This window comes from Chryseobacterium sp. CY350, from assembly GCF_027945075.1.
Taxonomy (GTDB): domain Bacteria; phylum Bacteroidota; class Bacteroidia; order Flavobacteriales; family Weeksellaceae; genus Chryseobacterium.
Window position 1 is genome coordinate 2,593,103 of the sequence record NZ_CP116034.1, and the last position, 15,689, is coordinate 2,608,791.

Consider the following 15,689-nt stretch of genomic DNA (forward strand, 5'->3'; position numbering starts at 1 on the left):
TTCTGCCGAAGGTTCAAAACAAACTGTTTGGAACCAAATGCACTTTACTTTTGTTTAAAAACGATCGTTTTGTAACCAAACACAATTTAGTTTTATTTAAAAACACTCCGTTTGTGACTAAATGCAATTTACTTTTGTTTAAAAACAATCGTTTTGTAACCAAACGCAAAGTAGTTTTGTTTGAAAACGATATGTTTGTAATGAAATGCAGTTTATATTGATAGATATACAACTAATTACAAACAAAAACAATTGATTTTAAATAAAATCAATTGTTTCTTTGTTAATATGAAATTCTATGAAAGTTATAATCCTATTCCTATTCCGAAAACGAGTGCTTTATCGTTTTGAAAATAAGAATCTTTGAAGAAATTGCTGAAATCTTTCTTCACGAAAAGACTGATATTATCATAAGAAACGGTAAACTGAGCACCATAAACAAAAGGATTTACCTGATAATTACCTCTGTCTCTGAAATCTTCACGATCACCACTTACAATATTGTTGCTAGACATTTTTACTCCACCGTACATGTTTGCAGCAATTCTAAAACCATCAGAATACGGCCTGTACTGAATATCCATTCCTGCATTTTTTAGCTTAGAGAAATTATATTGCAATCCCAGAGGAACCATAATATAACCTGTTCTCAGTTTACTTTTATCAGTATTCCCTTGGTAATTTGCTACAGAAACATCTGCATTGGCATCTTTGGCAAAGATCATATTGTTGTCTAAACGTAGGGTTCTCCATGAAAATCCGATTCCTGAAATTAAACCCCAAGGACTTGTTCTGTTAAACTGATAATTAAATTTTAAACCGAACTCAAGATTATTGGCATAACCTAAATTTTTATCTAAATCATTGTCTGCTTTATCATTCGTCAGCGTCATAATACCGTAAGAGAAATAGCCATGAAGATTTTTTGTAGCACGGAATTTCTTCAGCAATTTCGCTTTCAATTCTTCATTTGAAGTCACATCAGAATTCAAAAGAGAATATTTTACCTGCTTCTGGATCACCGTATCAAGATCAAAACCTAAAGCTTCAATTTTTTGATCGATCTTGTCTGAATAACGGTCGGCAACTTCAGCTTTCTGTTTGTCGAATTCTGTTTTCTCCAAATTTTTAGACTGAAGAATCAGAAGTTCAGCTTCCATCAGCTTTTTTTCTTCCTGAATGATGGCATCGATCTTCTTTGCATATTCATCTACTTTTTCTTTTACGATCGGGCTTACTTCGGTATCTTCCTTTGACTGTAGATTTAGTTTTAGTCCTTTTTGTGCATTTACAGTGGTTGCAACAAGGCACAACATTCCTGCGATGATAAATTTCTTAATCATAGTATTATTATTTTTAAAGTTTAAATTAAATTATTTGGAATTCAGATCGATGGTTGCCACGTTGCTTCCACCTTTTGTTTTTTCGATAACGTCTTTATGTTCCACAGAGAAAAGCAAAGTTGAAGGATCTACATATCGTTTCTTTTTCACTTGAGTTTTTGTAGAATCTGTTTTTGCTAAAATCTTTTCTGCCGGAATTTGGCTTATCTGTGCCGCAATCTCCTTGGGATTTTCTTTAATGATCGGAAGTTCTTTCGCCTCAACAATCACTTCCGAAGGTTTAATTTCAGATTTCGTTGAGGCTAAATTTTCTACTTTATTAAATTTTTCCTGATTTTGCTGAATGACCTCAGACGAATTTGGCACCACTGTCTTTATAGAATTTTCTTTCAAAACTTTTGTGCTGTTCGTTTCTGCGACTAGCACATTTGGTTTAGAATCCTGATCAAAAAACAGAACGGCTCCTAAACTTAAAGTCAAAACCAAACACGCAGCGACCAAAAACCAATTGACTTTTTTAGTCTTAGAAATGTTCTCAGTCTGAGTTTTTACTTCAATTTCTGACCAAAGATCTCTTGAAGGAGTAATTTCTCTTTCATCAATCTGTTTTTTGATCTGATATTCGATATTATTTTCAGAGGTGTTCATTTTTCAGTTTCTTTTGTTGTTGAAAGTAGATGTTTCTCAGTTTTTCTTTCGCTCTGAAGAGTTGCGTTTTGCTTACTGCAGTAGAAATATTCAAAGTATCTGCAATTTCCTGATGCGAATATTCTTCAATCACATAAAGGTTAAAAACCATTCTGTAAGCATCCGGAAGCTGATCAAGAAGTTCCTGCGCATTAAAATCGAAAACAATCTGCTCTTCATAAATTTCTTCGAGAACAGAAGCATGAACGTCGTCGAGATAAAAAACTGTTTTGTGGCTTTTAATAAAATTGAGGCATTCGTTCACCACAATTTTTCTCGCCCAACCTTCAAAATTTCCTTCTCCGCGAAAGCTTTCGATATGTTTAAAAATTTTACAGAATGCTTTGATCACGCAATCTTCTGCCTGATAAATATCGCTGATGTAGCTTTTTGCCACACTCAGGAATTTCTTTACACTCTGATCATAAAAGATTTTCTGCGCAGCCGGATCCTGTTTTTTCAAACGACTTAGCAAATCTTCTTTTTTATTATTAAACAAAAGCTTCATGGTTATTCTGTTTCTACTATAAAGACAAGAAAAGTTTAAAAAAGTGACAAAATATTTTATTTTTCTATAAACAAATTGATAACTGACTGAAAATGAATATTAAAAATTTGAATTTAATTTAAAAAAAAATCCACTTCCTGATAAAGAAAATGGATTTTTTTTGATTTTTATTAAACCGGAACATTCACCTGATCGGCAAAGTATTGTTCCAGATCTCTCAATGTTTCAGGATTGGTTTTGATATCTTTTACCTGAAGACCTTTGTTGACAACAACAATTCGGTTGCAGACTTCTGTTGTATGGGCAAGATCATGACTTGAAATTAAGAATGTAACTCCACTTTGCTTTGATAATTCTTTAATTAAATTTTTAAGCTTGATTTGCGTGGAAGGATCGAGATTGGCAAATGGCTCATCCAAAATAACGATTTCAGGATTTCCGATGATAGCGCCTACAATTCCTACTTTTTTCTGATTTCCTTTGGACAAATCTCTTACATATTTTCCTGAGTTTACAATTTCACCATTAAAAAGATCATGAAACTGTTCTAGAAATTCATCTACAGAAGCTTTGTTTTGCCCTCTCAACTCACCAATAAAATAAAAATATTCTTCCGGAGTTAAATATCCGATCAGAAAAGTATCATCTACAAAAGCTGCAACTTTGGATTTCCAGGCTTCAGATTCGTTGACTTTGATTCCGTCTATGCTTACAAAACCTGTTGTTGGTTGTATTAAATCAAGCATTAAACTGAAAAGTGTGGTTTTTCCGGCTCCGTTGTTTCCTACCAAACCGAACGTTTCGCCTTTTGGAATTTCCAGATTTTCAATATTGAGAACGGTTGCGTTTCCGTACGTTTTAGATAAATTATTTATAGTAATCATTGTATTAATTTTTAGATTTAAATGCTTCTAATGTGCTGTACTTTTCACTTTTGTAGTGCTTTACAATCGTATCAAAAATTTTCTCTCTGAATAAAAATCCGATTAATCCCAGAATCGCAATACTGATAACGGCTTCTGTCATTCCGAAGAAATATTTGGTAATGCCAAACACTGCCATCGGCAAAAGCATTTTTGGAATTAATAATAAAAGACTTTTCAGATTAAAACTGTTTTTCTGTCCCATTACTTTTTCTTTTGAATTAAGATCAATCTGCGTTTTGTTGAATGCTCCCGACCACAAAGTGAACTGAGAATTGACACCAATATTATACAAACCTGCGGCGAAAAACGTAAAATAAGTTTCCCAACTTATGATCGCATAAAATAAAGCGACGACAATAGAAACGGCTGTCACAATATTCATGAGCCACCATTTTGCTTTTAGATATTCTTTGTAGGGAACATTTAAAGTCATCATTAACGGATAATAAGAACTGTCGAAGGACGGAACTCTCTGCCCAAATAAAAACTGAAAACCACCCGTTACAAATAATCCCATAAACATCATCATGTAAGGCGTGGTGTAAACTTTCGATGAAAACATGAGCAGACCATAAAAAATAAACATGAAACTCCCAATAATGATTCCTTTGGTTACTTTATTCCGACGCATCATTTTGATGTCGTTATTGATAAAACTACCGATAGCGCCATATTTATTGAGGAAGGCAATATTTTCTGTTTTTCCGATTGTTTTTTTATCTTCTAAACCTTTATCGAGATAAAATTCTTGTTTTACATGATTGTAGCAAATCTTCCACAATGCAGCAAATAAGGCAATTGCAAACAAGGTAAAATAAGGATTGTCATAAAAGGAATAAAACAATCTTTCAGAATAATCTAAAACAGGAACAATATCATAATATCCCAAACCTGCAATTGCTGCGATTACGATTCCTACTGCGATGGCAATATTTTCTTTATTGTTAAAAAGAATATTGATGAAATTATTAAGATAAAACAACAACGAAAGCGCAATCAGCCAGCATAAACTCCCTAGAATTCCAAAACCGCTGAACATACAAATAAGCGCAAAAGTAACGAAGAAAAAAGAATTCATCCAGCTAAATGGCGAAAGGAAAGTCTTGATTAACATATAATTGACCAGAGTTTTCTTAGGAATATTAAGCGTAAGAAAAGGCTTGATATTTTGCGTTGACATCTGCTGCATGAGATATTTAAGAATCAAATCTACAACCCACAAAATAATCATAAATCTGGATACTATTTTCACCGGATCCTGTTCCATTTCTTCTCTTACATAGAAAAATGCCAGAAAAGCCGCTCCTATACAATATGCTATAAAAGAGAGGATTCCGATGAACCGGAAGATCTTCATTGCCAGATTGATTCCGACAGAAGTGCCCCGAAAAAAACTTTTGATTTCTAACCTTAAGAACTTTAAAAACATCGTTATTTTTTTTATATTAGTCAATATAATAATGTTTTTGTTACAGAATTTGAGCGAAAACAGAGTATTGATGAGATTTTAATGCAATATCTTATCAGTTATACTAAAACAATGCTTCGAACTGGATAAGCTTAGTACATAAAAAAGCAGACGTGCTATAATAAATTGCACGTCTGCTTCTGTGATGATCCTTTTACGGAATTTGGCATAGTAATTAAGCAATTATTGAGAAATTTTAATGATCATAAATAAAAAAAATTGAAGATCATCACCAGAACAAAATTCTGAAATTACAAATTACTATATTTAGAAATATGTTTCCGTTACACATACTGCGGGCAAACTACTGCCGGACAGACAATTCTAGGACATCTTGGTCTGCCATCTGTAGGGCAGCAAGCCGTAGAGCAACCGATAAGCATTGGTCCTGATCCTAAAATATCTTTCATTTCGTTTCTTGCTAATTTTTTTAAATTTTTCATATTCTAAAATTTAAGATTCTACGGGACATGGTATGATACAAATAATATTCGGACATCTTTTAATTCCCGGAGGTGGGCAACATGCCTGAGAGCAACCTGCAGCTCCACCACTGATGTCTTTCATTTGATTTCTTGAGATTTTTTTTAAATTTTTCATAATACTGTAATTTAGTTTGATTTGATGATTAAATTATGGTTGGTTTCCGCCACCGCATCCGTCGTAAGCGGTGCATTTCCATTTTCCGTCGACCAGGCAAAGTTGTCCGCCTTTGCAGGTAAGACCGCCCTGGATCGTTTTCATTTCCTGTCGGTTGATTTTTTTTAAATTTCTCATAAAATTGAATTTGGTAATTCCTACTCTATTTTAAGCTTTTCGGATCCCGCTTTTATTAATTTAAAATTAATAAAATTTAATTAAATGAAAATAATCACCATTAAAAATCTTCATCTTCAATCAATTCACTGATAAAATAATGAATATCTTCACGATCATATTTATCCGGAAACTGGTAACCATTAATGATAAAGACGGGTGTGAAAGTAATTCCGGCAGAACTGTTTTCGGAAGTCATTTTTATAATATCGGTAAGATCTTCAGAATTTCCGCTCCCCGATTTTGTCCTGATTTCGCTTTCATCTTTGTTTTTAAACCAAATATCAACAGATTTTAGAAATTCTTTATGTGATTTATTTCTGTAAATACTCAAAAAATCTGACATGAGCTGCGTGTACTTTTCATCAGCTCTCTCGGAAGAATAATTAAATCTCATCTGAGCAGAAATTGCATCGGGATATTGCAGCAACAAATCTTCAATAATTTTATGAGCATCTTTACAAAACCCACAATAAGGATTCGAAACGACAGAGATGTGAAGTTTTGCATCTTTATTTCCTACAAAAAATGTCTGCTGATCTGTAAATGTGATTTTTTCCTGATCTAAAAGTTCCCGTTTAAACAGATCATAATTTCTTTTAAATCTTAAATTCTTTGCATTAGATTTTTTGAGTTCTTCTTTTTGATTCATCAGGTGATTTAGAAAAGCAACTGTAAAAAAAACTGAAATAAAAAGGATGAGACCTGTAAAGACAACCGGTGAATTTATTTCCCAACTGAAATAAAACGAGCTGATTGCAATCTGAGCAAGCAAAACCAAAATGATCACCAAGCAAACCCGGCAAAGCGATTTTTCAATAAAACTCTGAATGTAGATCGAATAAAAAATCACCATAATAGAAAGTATTGCTGCAATTCTCAAAACAAACTGAGACTGCGGAAAAAAGAGTCCGACGAATGAAATTCCCAAAAAATAAATTAAACTAAAATCCGAAAGTTTAAGTCCCAAAACATCAGTTTTATCGGAAGAAAAAATCTTTGAACATGAACTTTGAGAAGAACTATTGGCTGCACCTCCACAAATATTACTGACAACAGTAGATTCCTGTCCGAATTTTTGGTTAAATAGTTCTAACGAAATATAAACTCCTCCCAATGATAAGATGTTGAAAACACTTTCGTACCAAGTAAATTGAAGAAGTGAATAGAGAATAATAAGTCCAAAAACTAAGTAGATTACGGGCTTAAAATTGAAAAAAGATTTTGTTTTTATATTCTCAGTTTTCTCAAAAAGAAGCACAAAATCGCCGGAATTACCGTAAAGTTCTTCCTTATTAAGTGTTTTTACTTTATCAGAATAAATTGTAAAATCGCTACCTTTCTTTTTTACTAAAGAAAACGAATTATCTACCAATGCCATATATTCATCAGGCAATTCGTCCCAATATTCTTTATCTAATTCATAAGCATCATTTTTTAACCCTAAAAAATTGAGTGTATCACTGAAAGCCAAAGCCGACGGATAATTTGGATGAGAATTGAACTGGAAATAAAATTCCTGCTTGTCGAGTTTGAAGTGGTCTATGAGTTTATCGAAATTCATATTGATTTGGTGTGTGAATATTTGATGAAGATAATATTTTTTTCAATGTCCATCAAATTTCTACGAAAATTTAAGAACTTATAAAACTTAAATAAATTTAAAGATCACTTTACAAAATTTTAATTATCTTTACCATATCATCAAATTAAAAAACAAAGCATTATGAAAAATTTAAAGAAACTGAACAAAGAGCAGTTAAAGTCTATTACTGGAGCAGGAGGAATAAAAGGACTTCCAGAGCCGGATTTCTGCATGTATTACTGCAATGGCGTTGTCGTTTGTGCAACGTGCAGTAACGATTTTAAATGCCCGGATGATTCTCTGTAAAATTATCAGAAACCGCTCTTTACAGGAGCGGTTTTTTATTTAAAACAACCTCAACTGCTGTTCTCTGGTTCCGGTAAAGTTATCAACTGAAAGTTTGGGAAACTCTTTACCGTCGAAGTATTTTTTTCTTCCTATTTTAAAGGTGTTGTGTATCATTTCTGCGATATTTCCTTCCCCTTTCTGCCGATCAAAATATCTTTTTTCACCCAATTTACCGCCTCGCATCGATTTAATTAAATTTAAAACTTTCTGCGCTCTATCGGGGAAAGCATCTTCAATCCATTTTACGAAAACAGGTTCTACCGTATCATTTAGTCTCACCAAAGTGTATCCGAAGCTTTGTGCTCCCGCATCAGAGATTGATTTTAATATTGTAAGAGGCTCATCACTATTTAATCCGGGAATAATCGGAGCAACCATAACGTGAGTCGGGATGCCGTTTTCAGAGAGAATTTCTATTGCTTTCAGTTTATTTTTTGACGAACTTGTTCTTGGTTCCATTTTTCTGCGCAGATCTTCGTTAATCGTAGGAATACTTAATGACACAGAAACCAAATTCTGCTCAGCCAAAGGTTTTAAAATATCCAGATCTCTTAAGACTAGAGCATTTTTTGTCAGAATATTAACAGGATGTCTGTAATCAAGAAACATCTGGAGCAACTGTCTGGTAATTTCAAACTGTCTTTCGGCAGGCTGATAACAATCTGTGTTCCCTGAAAGCAAAATCGATTCCGGTTGGTAGCCTTTTTTTCTAAAGAATTTCTCTAATAATTCCGGCGCATTTTTCTTCACCATTATTTTTCTTTCGAAGTCTACTCCTGCGCTGTATCCCCAATATTCATGAGTTGGTCTTGCAAAACAATACGCGCATCCGTGCTCGCAACCTTGGTAAGGATTCATAGAATATTGCATCGGTAAATCTTCACTTTTCACTTGGTTGACAATAGTTTTCGAAAAAACTTCCGTAAAGGTGGTTTTTACATTTTCCAGATCCTCATCGTCCGGCTCAAAAGTAAACCTGTCGAAACGGTTGATAACATTTCGCTGAGCTCCCTGACCTTTAATGATATTATCGTTCTGCATGTACACTGTAAAATTATGAAGCTTTGGTTGGAAAATAATTAGTTTTAACACTAAAGTTCTCCACAAAAAAATCCGTCATCAAAATTATGATGCCGGATTTTTTTAAATTTAATTCTCTTATGACTTATTTATTTGAATGCATAGAACTCAATACCGTGATCATCATCATCGTATTTTTTATCAAAATGCCTGTGATGGTCAGAATAATAGTCGGTATATTTTCTATGTTTTTTACTTAATATTTTTTTTACGCTTAAAAAGCTAAGCACTGCCAAAAGACCTACTCCTCCTGCCAGTAAAACTCCTACCTCTTTTTTCATATTTAGTACAATTTTGTAAATAGATTAAGCAAATAGTATACCTTTTTGCAGTTGTGACATGCTAAATTTTGTTAATATAAAATAGTGTTCTGATGTCTTCAAATGAATGTAAAGAATCATTGTGGTTTGAAAATTGTACTAAATTTATTAACCTAAACCAATCAATAAATAATATTATGGAAAATCCGCACAACATCGACAGAATGACCACTCTAAGTCAGGTAATGGAAAGATTGAGAGAAAGAGGTATTCACAGAGAATTCAGAATGAACGAAGACCATGAAATGAAATATGAAGATTCTGAAAAAAATTATAAACCAGACGAATTGACGATTTTGAAAACGTACAGATTCGAAGGAGACAGCAATCCCGATGACAGCGCAGTACTTTATCTGATAGAGGATAACACAGGAAACAAAGGTATTCTCATCGACTCTTATGGCGCAGACAGCAACTATTCGGGGCAGGAATTTGATACATTCTTAAGAGAAATACCGATCAACGAAAGTGATGAATATAACTTCGATTAGACCACATTAAGATGTAAAAACCGAAACTTATTGAGCTTCGGTTTTTTCTTTTTTATTAAATACTTTTCTGAAAATCCCTTTTCTTTTTTCAGGTTTTTCAGACTTATTTTCTGACGGTGAAACCGATTTTGAAATATCTTTTTCTGCTTCATTTACAGATTTCTTAACATCTTTTACAGTAGCTTTCACTTCCTGTACAGATTCTTTTGTTTTTTCCACGGTCTTCTTAGCTTTATCCACATCAATACCGATTAAGGTTTTCTTTAGGCCGTCTTCAATTCCTTTCCAGAAGAGATTAAAGAATGATTTAGTAGGATCTCTTTCCACATCTTCAACTACAACTGACTCTGGAAATTTACCTGAATCAGATTTTACAAAAATATTTACAACAGCACTCAGAACTCCTTTTTTTTCCTTACTGTCTTTATCTAAAATTGAAACTTTCAAGTCTTTATGCTTAAGATTAAAAGTACCGCCAATTCCTTTGGGATTTCCTTTAAAATTAAAAAGCATTTCCTGAATCGTCCCAGTCGCAGTGACACTCATATACGGAACAACAAAAGCATTCAGCGCAACCGCCGGAATATTATTGAGCTTACCCGAGATTGTAAAATGATCACTCTGATCTGCTGTATTGAATCCCCAATTAACAGAAAGCGGAGAAGAATTCATAAACGTACAGTCTATTTTAATGTCAACCTTTGTTGGCTTGCCTTTCATTTTTGCAGAATTCAGGTTTTTTACATTCATATTAAAATTGGTGAACGTAAGTTTTCCCGGTCCGCTGCTTTTCGGTGTATCTTCTTCATATTCTAAAACCGAATTTTTTAGCTGAAGCAGATCAATAAACATCGGAATTTTAATATTTCTTAATAATCTGGAATACAACAATTTTTCTTTAGGATCATCCGCCGGAACTTTACTTCTGAAAATATTGGCATTTGCCGCGAGAAGTGTCATGTTTGTCGCATGAAAAAACTTACTTTCAGAGAAAAAATCCCAATTTCCATTTGCCGTTATTTTACTGACTTTCAGATCATACAGGTCGCTTTCTACAGGTATCATTTTAATAAACTGAGCTCTGGAAACGAGAGGCTTCATCGCAAACTGATTAATATCAATCTTACTGTTATCAACCTGCAAAGACGTTCCTGTCATGTTATAAAACTGTGTTTTGTAAGCGAAATTTTTTGACCTCAATTGATAATCTTTTACTTTTACCGCCAAACCTCCATTTCTCGCTTTTTCTTCTAATTGAATGTTTTCAACAGTTGCATCAAGATCTGTAAATTGTAATGGCTGATTGTTTGACGCGTAGATTAAATTTGAACTCGTAAGCTTTACATTTCTTATTAAAATAGGAAACTGAATCCCATTATAGTTTGATTTTTTATCAGATTTTATCGTTCCGGAAGTTATTTTGCCGTTAAACTGATCTATTAAAACATCTCTTACATCTAGATTTAGCTTTTTATCGATAATCTCCCATTTATTGATATTAAAAGCAATCTGATTAGCCTTCAAATCCATTGTAGTTTTGCCTGATCCCGATAGATTTGGAACAATCGACACTTCTCTGATGTCTCCTTTTTTTGGAGTAATGGCAATACTTTTAACTTTTATATCCTGATGATTAAAATACTCAATTTCCCTTCCCGAAAGACTGAAATCTTTGTATCGTAAAGGAATCATTTCTTTCGCAGTTTCTTTACTGAACTCAAGATTTTTAATATTTAAATTAACCTCTTTTGCAAACGCAAGTCTCTTCCCATCAGGCTTATTGACCTGTATTTTAGCTTTGCTTAATTTAATATTATCTAAATCAATTTCAAAATTAAATGGCTTTTTTACTTTATCCGGAACTGCATTTGTTGTATAAACCAGTAGATCCGGATTTTGAATGGTTGCATTTGCAAGTGAAACTTTATTCTTCGTCAGAACTATATCTTGAAAGTCCATCCGCTGAATATTAAACTGATAAAGCTGAGGTTTTTTAGGATATAATTTTTTAAACTGCTCAAAACCAACGATCGGCATGAGCTGAAAATTCTCCACAGACATCTGTCCGTTTTTCGTTGTTATCTTATTGATTTTTAACTGATAAACCTTATCGGGCTGAAAGAAAAAATCTTTTCCTTTGATGCTGTACTTATCAAAAACTACGGGAAGCTGATCTTCGACAGACTCTTCTGTCATCTGCAGATTTTCAACAAAAAGATCAAGACTTTTTACAGATAAAAATTTTTGCTTGGTATGCTTGAAAATATTGATTGTTCCATCATTAATTCTGATGTCATCAAATTTAACGGGATTCGGCTTCTTACCAGTTTTTTTATCCACTGGTTCTGCGAGAATGATATTGAGATTCGGTCTTGCCAGAAGCAAATCGTCTGAACTTATTATTTTATTAAAAACAGCATCGTAAATCCCGAATCGACTTATTTTCAGAGTATCAATCGTGCCTTGTAAACCAATAACTTTTATGTTTTGAGGATTTTTATTGTTGACGCTGATTCCGGTAGCAAAAATATTTCCTGTTCCAAGATCTACACTCAAAGACTTGTAAGAAACTTTATAGTCTGTGTTTTTTTTAATATAATCCGGAAGCTGGGTTTTGAGCCAGATATTGATTGCCAGATTTGCAATCAGAATAAGTCCGAAAAAGATTCCAAGACCTATTAAAAGCTTTTTAACCCAAGGTTTTTTCATGATTATATTTGAAATTTAATTTTTCACGTTCAACTCTATAACATATCCTTCATGTCCTCTCACATTCATGAAATTTCCGCCTTCGAAACTTAGATACTGACCTTTAATTCCTACAAGTCGGCCTGTAAATTCCGGTTTTTTATCTAATGTGAAAGAAGCAATTTTTCCAGGTTTTGAAAAAGGATAATCAAACTTCCACATATTTTCACCTTCAGAATAAAATTTCTGGAAATCTTCAGGAAAATATTCCTTTATTTTCTGTTGGAAATCTGCTAAATCCACATCATCTTCAAAATCATCCTGAAGCATTTTCCGCCAGTTTGTTTTATCGGCAAGATGTTCTTTAAGAGCAACTTCTATCATTCCGGCTTCGTAGCGATTTTCTGTTCGCGCAATCGGTAAAGCAAATGTTGCGCCCTGATCGATCCATCGGGTAGGAATTTGTGTATTTCTCGTTACGCCTACTTTCACATCGCCGGTATAAGCTAAATATACGGTATGTGGCTGCAATTGGATTTGCATTTCAACATCAAGGTCACGTTCGCCGATACCCAAATGAGCGGTAGAAAGCTCCGGACGAATAATCGTATCGCTGGCATACGGACTTTCAAAAAAACAGCTTTTACAAAAGCCCATACGATAAATCGTTTTATCTAAACCACAATTTACACATTGAAATCCTGTGTGTTTAATGCTCAGTTCTTTGCCTAAAAGCTCGTTCATATGAATTAAATCTCCTGAAAGATTCAGATAATATTGAATCGGCTGATCGTTGAAACTGGTCATTTTTAAAATTTGTCCTTGAAACTGCATGGGTGGTAACTTTTTAGTAAATATAAAATTTTAGAATCACTTATTATTATTTTTAGTCTTCATTCGCTGTATTTCCAGTTTTAATTCTGAAATCTGCGTTTGCATATCTTTCATTTTCGGAGATTCGGCATTTTGTTGGCTTGGAGAATACTGCCAAATAAGATGAATATCTTTTACAATGCTGTTATGTTGATCTAATCGACCTTTACTGATCGTTGCGCTGTCATTTAACAATGTGATCTTCAAATATTTTTCTCCGTTTTCTTCAAAAATTTCGTGGCTTATAATTGCCAGTTCCGGATGATTTTTCTTGATGGTTTTAATATAACTTTCAGATCTTTCATTAAACTTTTCTTTTTCCCACTTCTTTTTTGTCAGCAGAATGCTCGGAATAAGAATTAATGCAGAAATTAAACTGATAAAAAGAGACATTTTTTGGTTTTTGATCTTGTTTTTCTGAAGATAATATTTTTGATAGCCCAAAATGATGCTGAGAATCCAGGTGCCAACTGCGATAAAAAAACAGTTGATTAAATAAAAATAAAAACCTCCCCAGAAATACTCCCAATTGCCATTGGCAATCCCAAACCCTGCCGTACAAAGTGGCGGAATACAGGCGGTAGAAACGGCAACTCCCGCAATCACTTTAATTGCTTCTTTTCTTACAATGCCCAAAAACCAAGCAAAACCTCCTAATAGCGCAAGAAAGCAGTCGAAAATAGTAGCTGTTTTAAAACTTTCTAACTGCGCAGTTTCTGAGTGAAAAGGTGTGATTAAAAAATATAGTGCTGACGATGAAAGCGCAACTACAATCATTAAAGCCCAATTAACAATGCCCAAGCGCATCAAATGCCTGTTACCAATTGAAAAGCCGAATGCTGCACCCACGATTGGCCCCATCAAAGGAGAGATCAGCATTGCACCTATAACCGCGGCAGAGCTGTTAATATTAAGACCTACACATGCAATGCCCATTGAGATAACCAGCAGCCAAAGATTGTGCCCACGAAAGTAAATTCCTTCTTCAATTTCATTGAAAGTAAAATCTTCTTCCTCTTCTTTAGGCAACTCAAAAAGTTTCTGAAAACTAATCATCTATCTTATTTAAAAAAACAAAAGTATGAAAACAGCTTTCAACTATTATTAATAAATTTGTGGTCTAAAAAATACACATGATATATCTTGTTACAGGAGGAAGCGGATTTATAGGTTCTCATTTGGTAGAAAAATTATTGAAAGAAGGACATTCTGTCATAAACATTGACAATTTTGATGATTTCTACGATTATCAGGTTAAAATTCAAAATACTCTGGAATCGATTCAAAATAATATAGATTTTAAGTTTTCTAACAAGCAAAATGACATTGAAAATTTAGTTACCAATTCAAAATCAGAACATTATACATTACACTATCAGGATATTAGAGATAAAAAAGGTTTAGAAAAAATATTTGAAAATCATCAGATAGATTTGGTTATTCATTTAGCCGCACTTGCCGGAGTGAGACCATCTATTGAAAGACCTTTAGAATATGAAGAAGTCAACATTCGCGGAACGATGAATCTTTGGGAATTGTGTAATCAGTTTGGAATTAAAAAATTTATCTGCGCCTCATCATCAAGCGTTTACGGTAATAACGACAAAATTCCGTTTTCAGAAACCGATAATGTAGATCAGCCAATTTCACCTTATGCAGCAACTAAAAAGTGTGGAGAGATTCTTGGCCATGTCTATCACAGTTTGTACAATATCGATATGATTCAGTTGAGATTCTTTACTGTTTACGGCCCAAGACAAAGACCTGATTTAGCGATACATAAATTCACGAAACTCATATCAGAAAACAAAGAAATTCCTTTTTACGGCGACGGAAGTACTGCTAGAGATTATACATATATCGACGATATTGTGGATGGAATTTTAAAATCTATCAAGTATTTGGAAAATAACTCGAAGGTTTACGAAATTATAAATCTTGGCGAAAACGAAGTCATCACGCTATCTGAAATGTTGTCAGTTATTGAACACAATCTTGACAAAATTGCCATAAAAAAAATACTGCCATTACAACAGGGAGATGTACAGAAAACCAATGCTGACATTACCAAAGCCCGAAATTTAATTGGTTACAAACCAACCACAAACTTCCAAAATGGCACAAAAAAATTTGTGGAATGGTTTTTGAGAAAATGACATCAATCTACCGCAATGCCGATGATAAAAGCATTTGCAGTAAGTATAGACGAAATTTAATAAAAGAATTGAAAATCAAGTTATAAAAAAAGTTTATAATATAACCTATTTTTATACTTTTGCAAAAAAAAATAAATTATGTACTGGACATTAGAATTAGCTTCATATCTAAGCGACGCACCTTGGCCGATGACGAAAGCAGAACTTATCGACTACGCAATCAGAACTGGTGCACCCATGGAAGTTGTAGAAAACCTTCAGGCAATTGAAGACGAAGGTGAAGTTTACGACGCAATTGATGAGATCTGGAGCGACTATCCTACAGACGAAGATTATCTTTGGAACGAGGACGAATATTAATAAAAGCATTAGGCTTTAGGCAATACGCTTAAAGCTTTTT

General features: G+C 33.6%; 18 protein-coding genes. 4 read left to right on the plus strand and 14 right to left on the minus strand.

All coding sequences use genetic code 11. The annotated features are described in order from the left end of the window. Nucleotides 1–305: 305 nt before the first annotated feature. The 9 genes from PGH12_RS11945 to PGH12_RS11985 form a co-directional block, all read right to left on the minus strand. The gene (locus tag PGH12_RS11945; protein WP_267596697.1) at nt 306–1,343 is read right to left on the minus strand and encodes a porin family protein; all 1,038 of its coding nucleotides are present in this window, start codon (nt 1,341–1,343) and stop codon (nt 306–308) included. A gap of 30 nt (nt 1,344–1,373) precedes the next feature. Further along, nucleotides 1,374–1,991, minus strand: coding sequence for a hypothetical protein (locus PGH12_RS11950; protein ID WP_267596696.1), 618 nt, complete (start codon nt 1,989–1,991; stop codon nt 1,374–1,376). Next, nucleotides 1,978–2,538 (minus strand): RNA polymerase sigma factor, encoded by a 561-nt coding sequence (locus tag PGH12_RS11955; RefSeq protein ID WP_267596695.1) that lies wholly within the window; start codon nt 2,536–2,538, stop codon nt 1,978–1,980. The genes PGH12_RS11950 and PGH12_RS11955 overlap by 14 nt, the downstream gene beginning before the upstream one ends. A 170-nt stretch (nt 2,539–2,708) precedes the next feature. Continuing rightward, the gene (locus tag PGH12_RS11960) at nt 2,709–3,422 is read right to left on the minus strand and encodes an ABC transporter ATP-binding protein (protein WP_267596694.1); all 714 of its coding nucleotides are present in this window, start codon (nt 3,420–3,422) and stop codon (nt 2,709–2,711) included. A gap of 4 nt (nt 3,423–3,426) precedes the next feature. Next, nucleotides 3,427–4,893 (minus strand): DUF5687 family protein, encoded by a 1,467-nt coding sequence (locus PGH12_RS11965; protein ID WP_267596693.1) that lies wholly within the window; start codon nt 4,891–4,893, stop codon nt 3,427–3,429. A gap of 323 nt (nt 4,894–5,216) precedes the next feature. After that, entirely contained in the window at nt 5,217–5,375 is a 159-nt protein-coding gene (locus PGH12_RS11970; protein WP_267596692.1) for a bacteriocin-like protein, read from the minus strand. A gap of 10 nt (nt 5,376–5,385) precedes the next feature. Then, entirely contained in the window at nt 5,386–5,532 is a 147-nt protein-coding gene (locus tag PGH12_RS11975) for a bacteriocin-like protein (RefSeq protein ID WP_267596691.1), read from the minus strand. A gap of 33 nt (nt 5,533–5,565) precedes the next feature. Then, a complete protein-coding gene (locus PGH12_RS11980) occupies nt 5,566–5,709 on the minus strand; it encodes a bacteriocin-like protein (RefSeq protein ID WP_267596690.1) in 144 nt (47 codons plus the stop codon). A gap of 100 nt (nt 5,710–5,809) precedes the next feature. Then, a complete protein-coding gene (locus tag PGH12_RS11985) occupies nt 5,810–7,312 on the minus strand; it encodes a vitamin K epoxide reductase family protein (protein ID WP_267596689.1) in 1,503 nt (500 codons plus the stop codon). Between the two features lie 162 nt (nt 7,313–7,474). On the opposite strand from PGH12_RS11985, the gene PGH12_RS11990 reads away from it, so the two are divergent. Next, complete coding sequence (locus PGH12_RS11990) at nt 7,475–7,639, plus strand: bacteriocin-like protein (RefSeq protein ID WP_267596688.1); 165 nt, start codon at nt 7,475–7,477, stop codon at nt 7,637–7,639. 39 nt (nt 7,640–7,678) lie between these two features. Here PGH12_RS11990 and PGH12_RS11995 read toward each other — a convergent pair whose 3' ends face one another. Both PGH12_RS11995 and PGH12_RS12000 read right to left on the minus strand, forming a co-directional pair. Next, the gene (locus PGH12_RS11995) at nt 7,679–8,722 is read right to left on the minus strand and encodes a PA0069 family radical SAM protein (RefSeq protein ID WP_267596687.1); all 1,044 of its coding nucleotides are present in this window, start codon (nt 8,720–8,722) and stop codon (nt 7,679–7,681) included. Nucleotides 8,723–8,850: 128 nt separating this feature from the next. Beyond that, nucleotides 8,851–9,042, minus strand: coding sequence for a hypothetical protein (locus PGH12_RS12000; protein WP_267596686.1), 192 nt, complete (start codon nt 9,040–9,042; stop codon nt 8,851–8,853). Nucleotides 9,043–9,218: 176 nt separating this feature from the next. On the opposite strand from PGH12_RS12000, the gene PGH12_RS12005 reads away from it, so the two are divergent. Next, nucleotides 9,219–9,572: a hypothetical protein gene (locus tag PGH12_RS12005; protein ID WP_267596685.1), complete on the plus strand. Its 354-nt coding sequence runs from the start codon at nt 9,219–9,221 to the stop codon at nt 9,570–9,572. 27 nt (nt 9,573–9,599) lie between these two features. Here PGH12_RS12005 and PGH12_RS12010 read toward each other — a convergent pair whose 3' ends face one another. Genes PGH12_RS12010 through PGH12_RS12020 form a run of 3 tightly spaced genes read right to left on the minus strand, consistent with a single transcriptional unit; the run spans nt 9,600 to nt 14,189 of the window. Then, on the minus strand, nt 9,600–12,281 hold the full coding sequence (locus tag PGH12_RS12010) for an AsmA family protein (RefSeq protein WP_267596684.1): 2,682 nt from the start codon (nt 12,279–12,281) through the stop codon (nt 9,600–9,602). Between the two features lie 15 nt (nt 12,282–12,296). Beyond that, nucleotides 12,297–13,094 (minus strand): DUF2797 domain-containing protein, encoded by a 798-nt coding sequence (locus PGH12_RS12015; RefSeq protein ID WP_267596683.1) that lies wholly within the window; start codon nt 13,092–13,094, stop codon nt 12,297–12,299. Nucleotides 13,095–13,130: 36 nt separating this feature from the next. Next, nucleotides 13,131–14,189 carry a DUF389 domain-containing protein gene (locus PGH12_RS12020; protein WP_267596682.1) on the minus strand — a complete coding sequence of 353 codons (1,059 nt, stop codon included), beginning with the start codon at nt 14,187–14,189 and terminating at the stop codon, nt 13,131–13,133. A gap of 77 nt (nt 14,190–14,266) precedes the next feature. Here PGH12_RS12020 and PGH12_RS12025 point away from each other — a divergent pair, with 77 nt between their 5' ends. Together PGH12_RS12025 and PGH12_RS12030 are read left to right on the plus strand one after the other, a co-directional pair. Next, nucleotides 14,267–15,289, plus strand: coding sequence for a GDP-mannose 4,6-dehydratase (locus tag PGH12_RS12025; protein ID WP_267596681.1), 1,023 nt, complete (start codon nt 14,267–14,269; stop codon nt 15,287–15,289). 138 nt (nt 15,290–15,427) lie between these two features. Further along, nucleotides 15,428–15,649: a DUF2795 domain-containing protein gene (locus tag PGH12_RS12030; protein ID WP_034709134.1), complete on the plus strand. Its 222-nt coding sequence runs from the start codon at nt 15,428–15,430 to the stop codon at nt 15,647–15,649. Nucleotides 15,650–15,689 lie beyond the last annotated feature (40 nt).

Excerpts from the sequence above, each read along its gene's own strand:
- PGH12_RS11960 (WP_267596694.1), bottom strand. The coding sequence starts at position 3,422 with ATGATTACTATAAATAATTTATCTAAAACGTACGGAAACGCAACCGTT.
- PGH12_RS11945 (WP_267596697.1), bottom strand. The coding sequence starts at position 1,343 with ATGATTAAGAAATTTATCATCGCAGGAATGTTGTGCCTTGTTGCAACC.
- PGH12_RS12030 (WP_034709134.1), top strand. The coding sequence starts at position 15,428 with ATGTACTGGACATTAGAATTAGCTTCATATCTAAGCGACGCACCTTGG.
- PGH12_RS11965 (WP_267596693.1), bottom strand. The coding sequence starts at position 4,893 with ATGTTTTTAAAGTTCTTAAGGTTAGAAATCAAAAGTTTTTTTCGGGGC.
- PGH12_RS12020 (WP_267596682.1), bottom strand. The coding sequence starts at position 14,189 with ATGATTAGTTTTCAGAAACTTTTTGAGTTGCCTAAAGAAGAGGAAGAA.
- PGH12_RS12025 (WP_267596681.1), top strand. The coding sequence starts at position 14,267 with ATGATATATCTTGTTACAGGAGGAAGCGGATTTATAGGTTCTCATTTG.
- PGH12_RS11980 (WP_267596690.1), bottom strand. The coding sequence starts at position 5,709 with ATGAGAAATTTAAAAAAAATCAACCGACAGGAAATGAAAACGATCCAG.
- PGH12_RS11970 (WP_267596692.1), bottom strand. The coding sequence starts at position 5,375 with ATGAAAAATTTAAAAAAATTAGCAAGAAACGAAATGAAAGATATTTTA.
- PGH12_RS12015 (WP_267596683.1), bottom strand. The coding sequence starts at position 13,094 with ATGCAGTTTCAAGGACAAATTTTAAAAATGACCAGTTTCAACGATCAG.
- PGH12_RS12005 (WP_267596685.1), top strand. The coding sequence starts at position 9,219 with ATGGAAAATCCGCACAACATCGACAGAATGACCACTCTAAGTCAGGTA.
- PGH12_RS11975 (WP_267596691.1), bottom strand. The coding sequence starts at position 5,532 with ATGAAAAATTTAAAAAAAATCTCAAGAAATCAAATGAAAGACATCAGT.
- PGH12_RS12000 (WP_267596686.1), bottom strand. The coding sequence starts at position 9,042 with ATGAAAAAAGAGGTAGGAGTTTTACTGGCAGGAGGAGTAGGTCTTTTG.
- PGH12_RS11950 (WP_267596696.1), bottom strand. The coding sequence starts at position 1,991 with ATGAACACCTCTGAAAATAATATCGAATATCAGATCAAAAAACAGATT.
- PGH12_RS11990 (WP_267596688.1), top strand. The coding sequence starts at position 7,475 with ATGAAAAATTTAAAGAAACTGAACAAAGAGCAGTTAAAGTCTATTACT.
- PGH12_RS11985 (WP_267596689.1), bottom strand. The coding sequence starts at position 7,312 with ATGAATTTCGATAAACTCATAGACCACTTCAAACTCGACAAGCAGGAA.
- PGH12_RS11995 (WP_267596687.1), bottom strand. The coding sequence starts at position 8,722 with ATGCAGAACGATAATATCATTAAAGGTCAGGGAGCTCAGCGAAATGTT.
- PGH12_RS12010 (WP_267596684.1), bottom strand. The coding sequence starts at position 12,281 with ATGAAAAAACCTTGGGTTAAAAAGCTTTTAATAGGTCTTGGAATCTTT.
- PGH12_RS11955 (WP_267596695.1), bottom strand. The coding sequence starts at position 2,538 with ATGAAGCTTTTGTTTAATAATAAAAAAGAAGATTTGCTAAGTCGTTTG.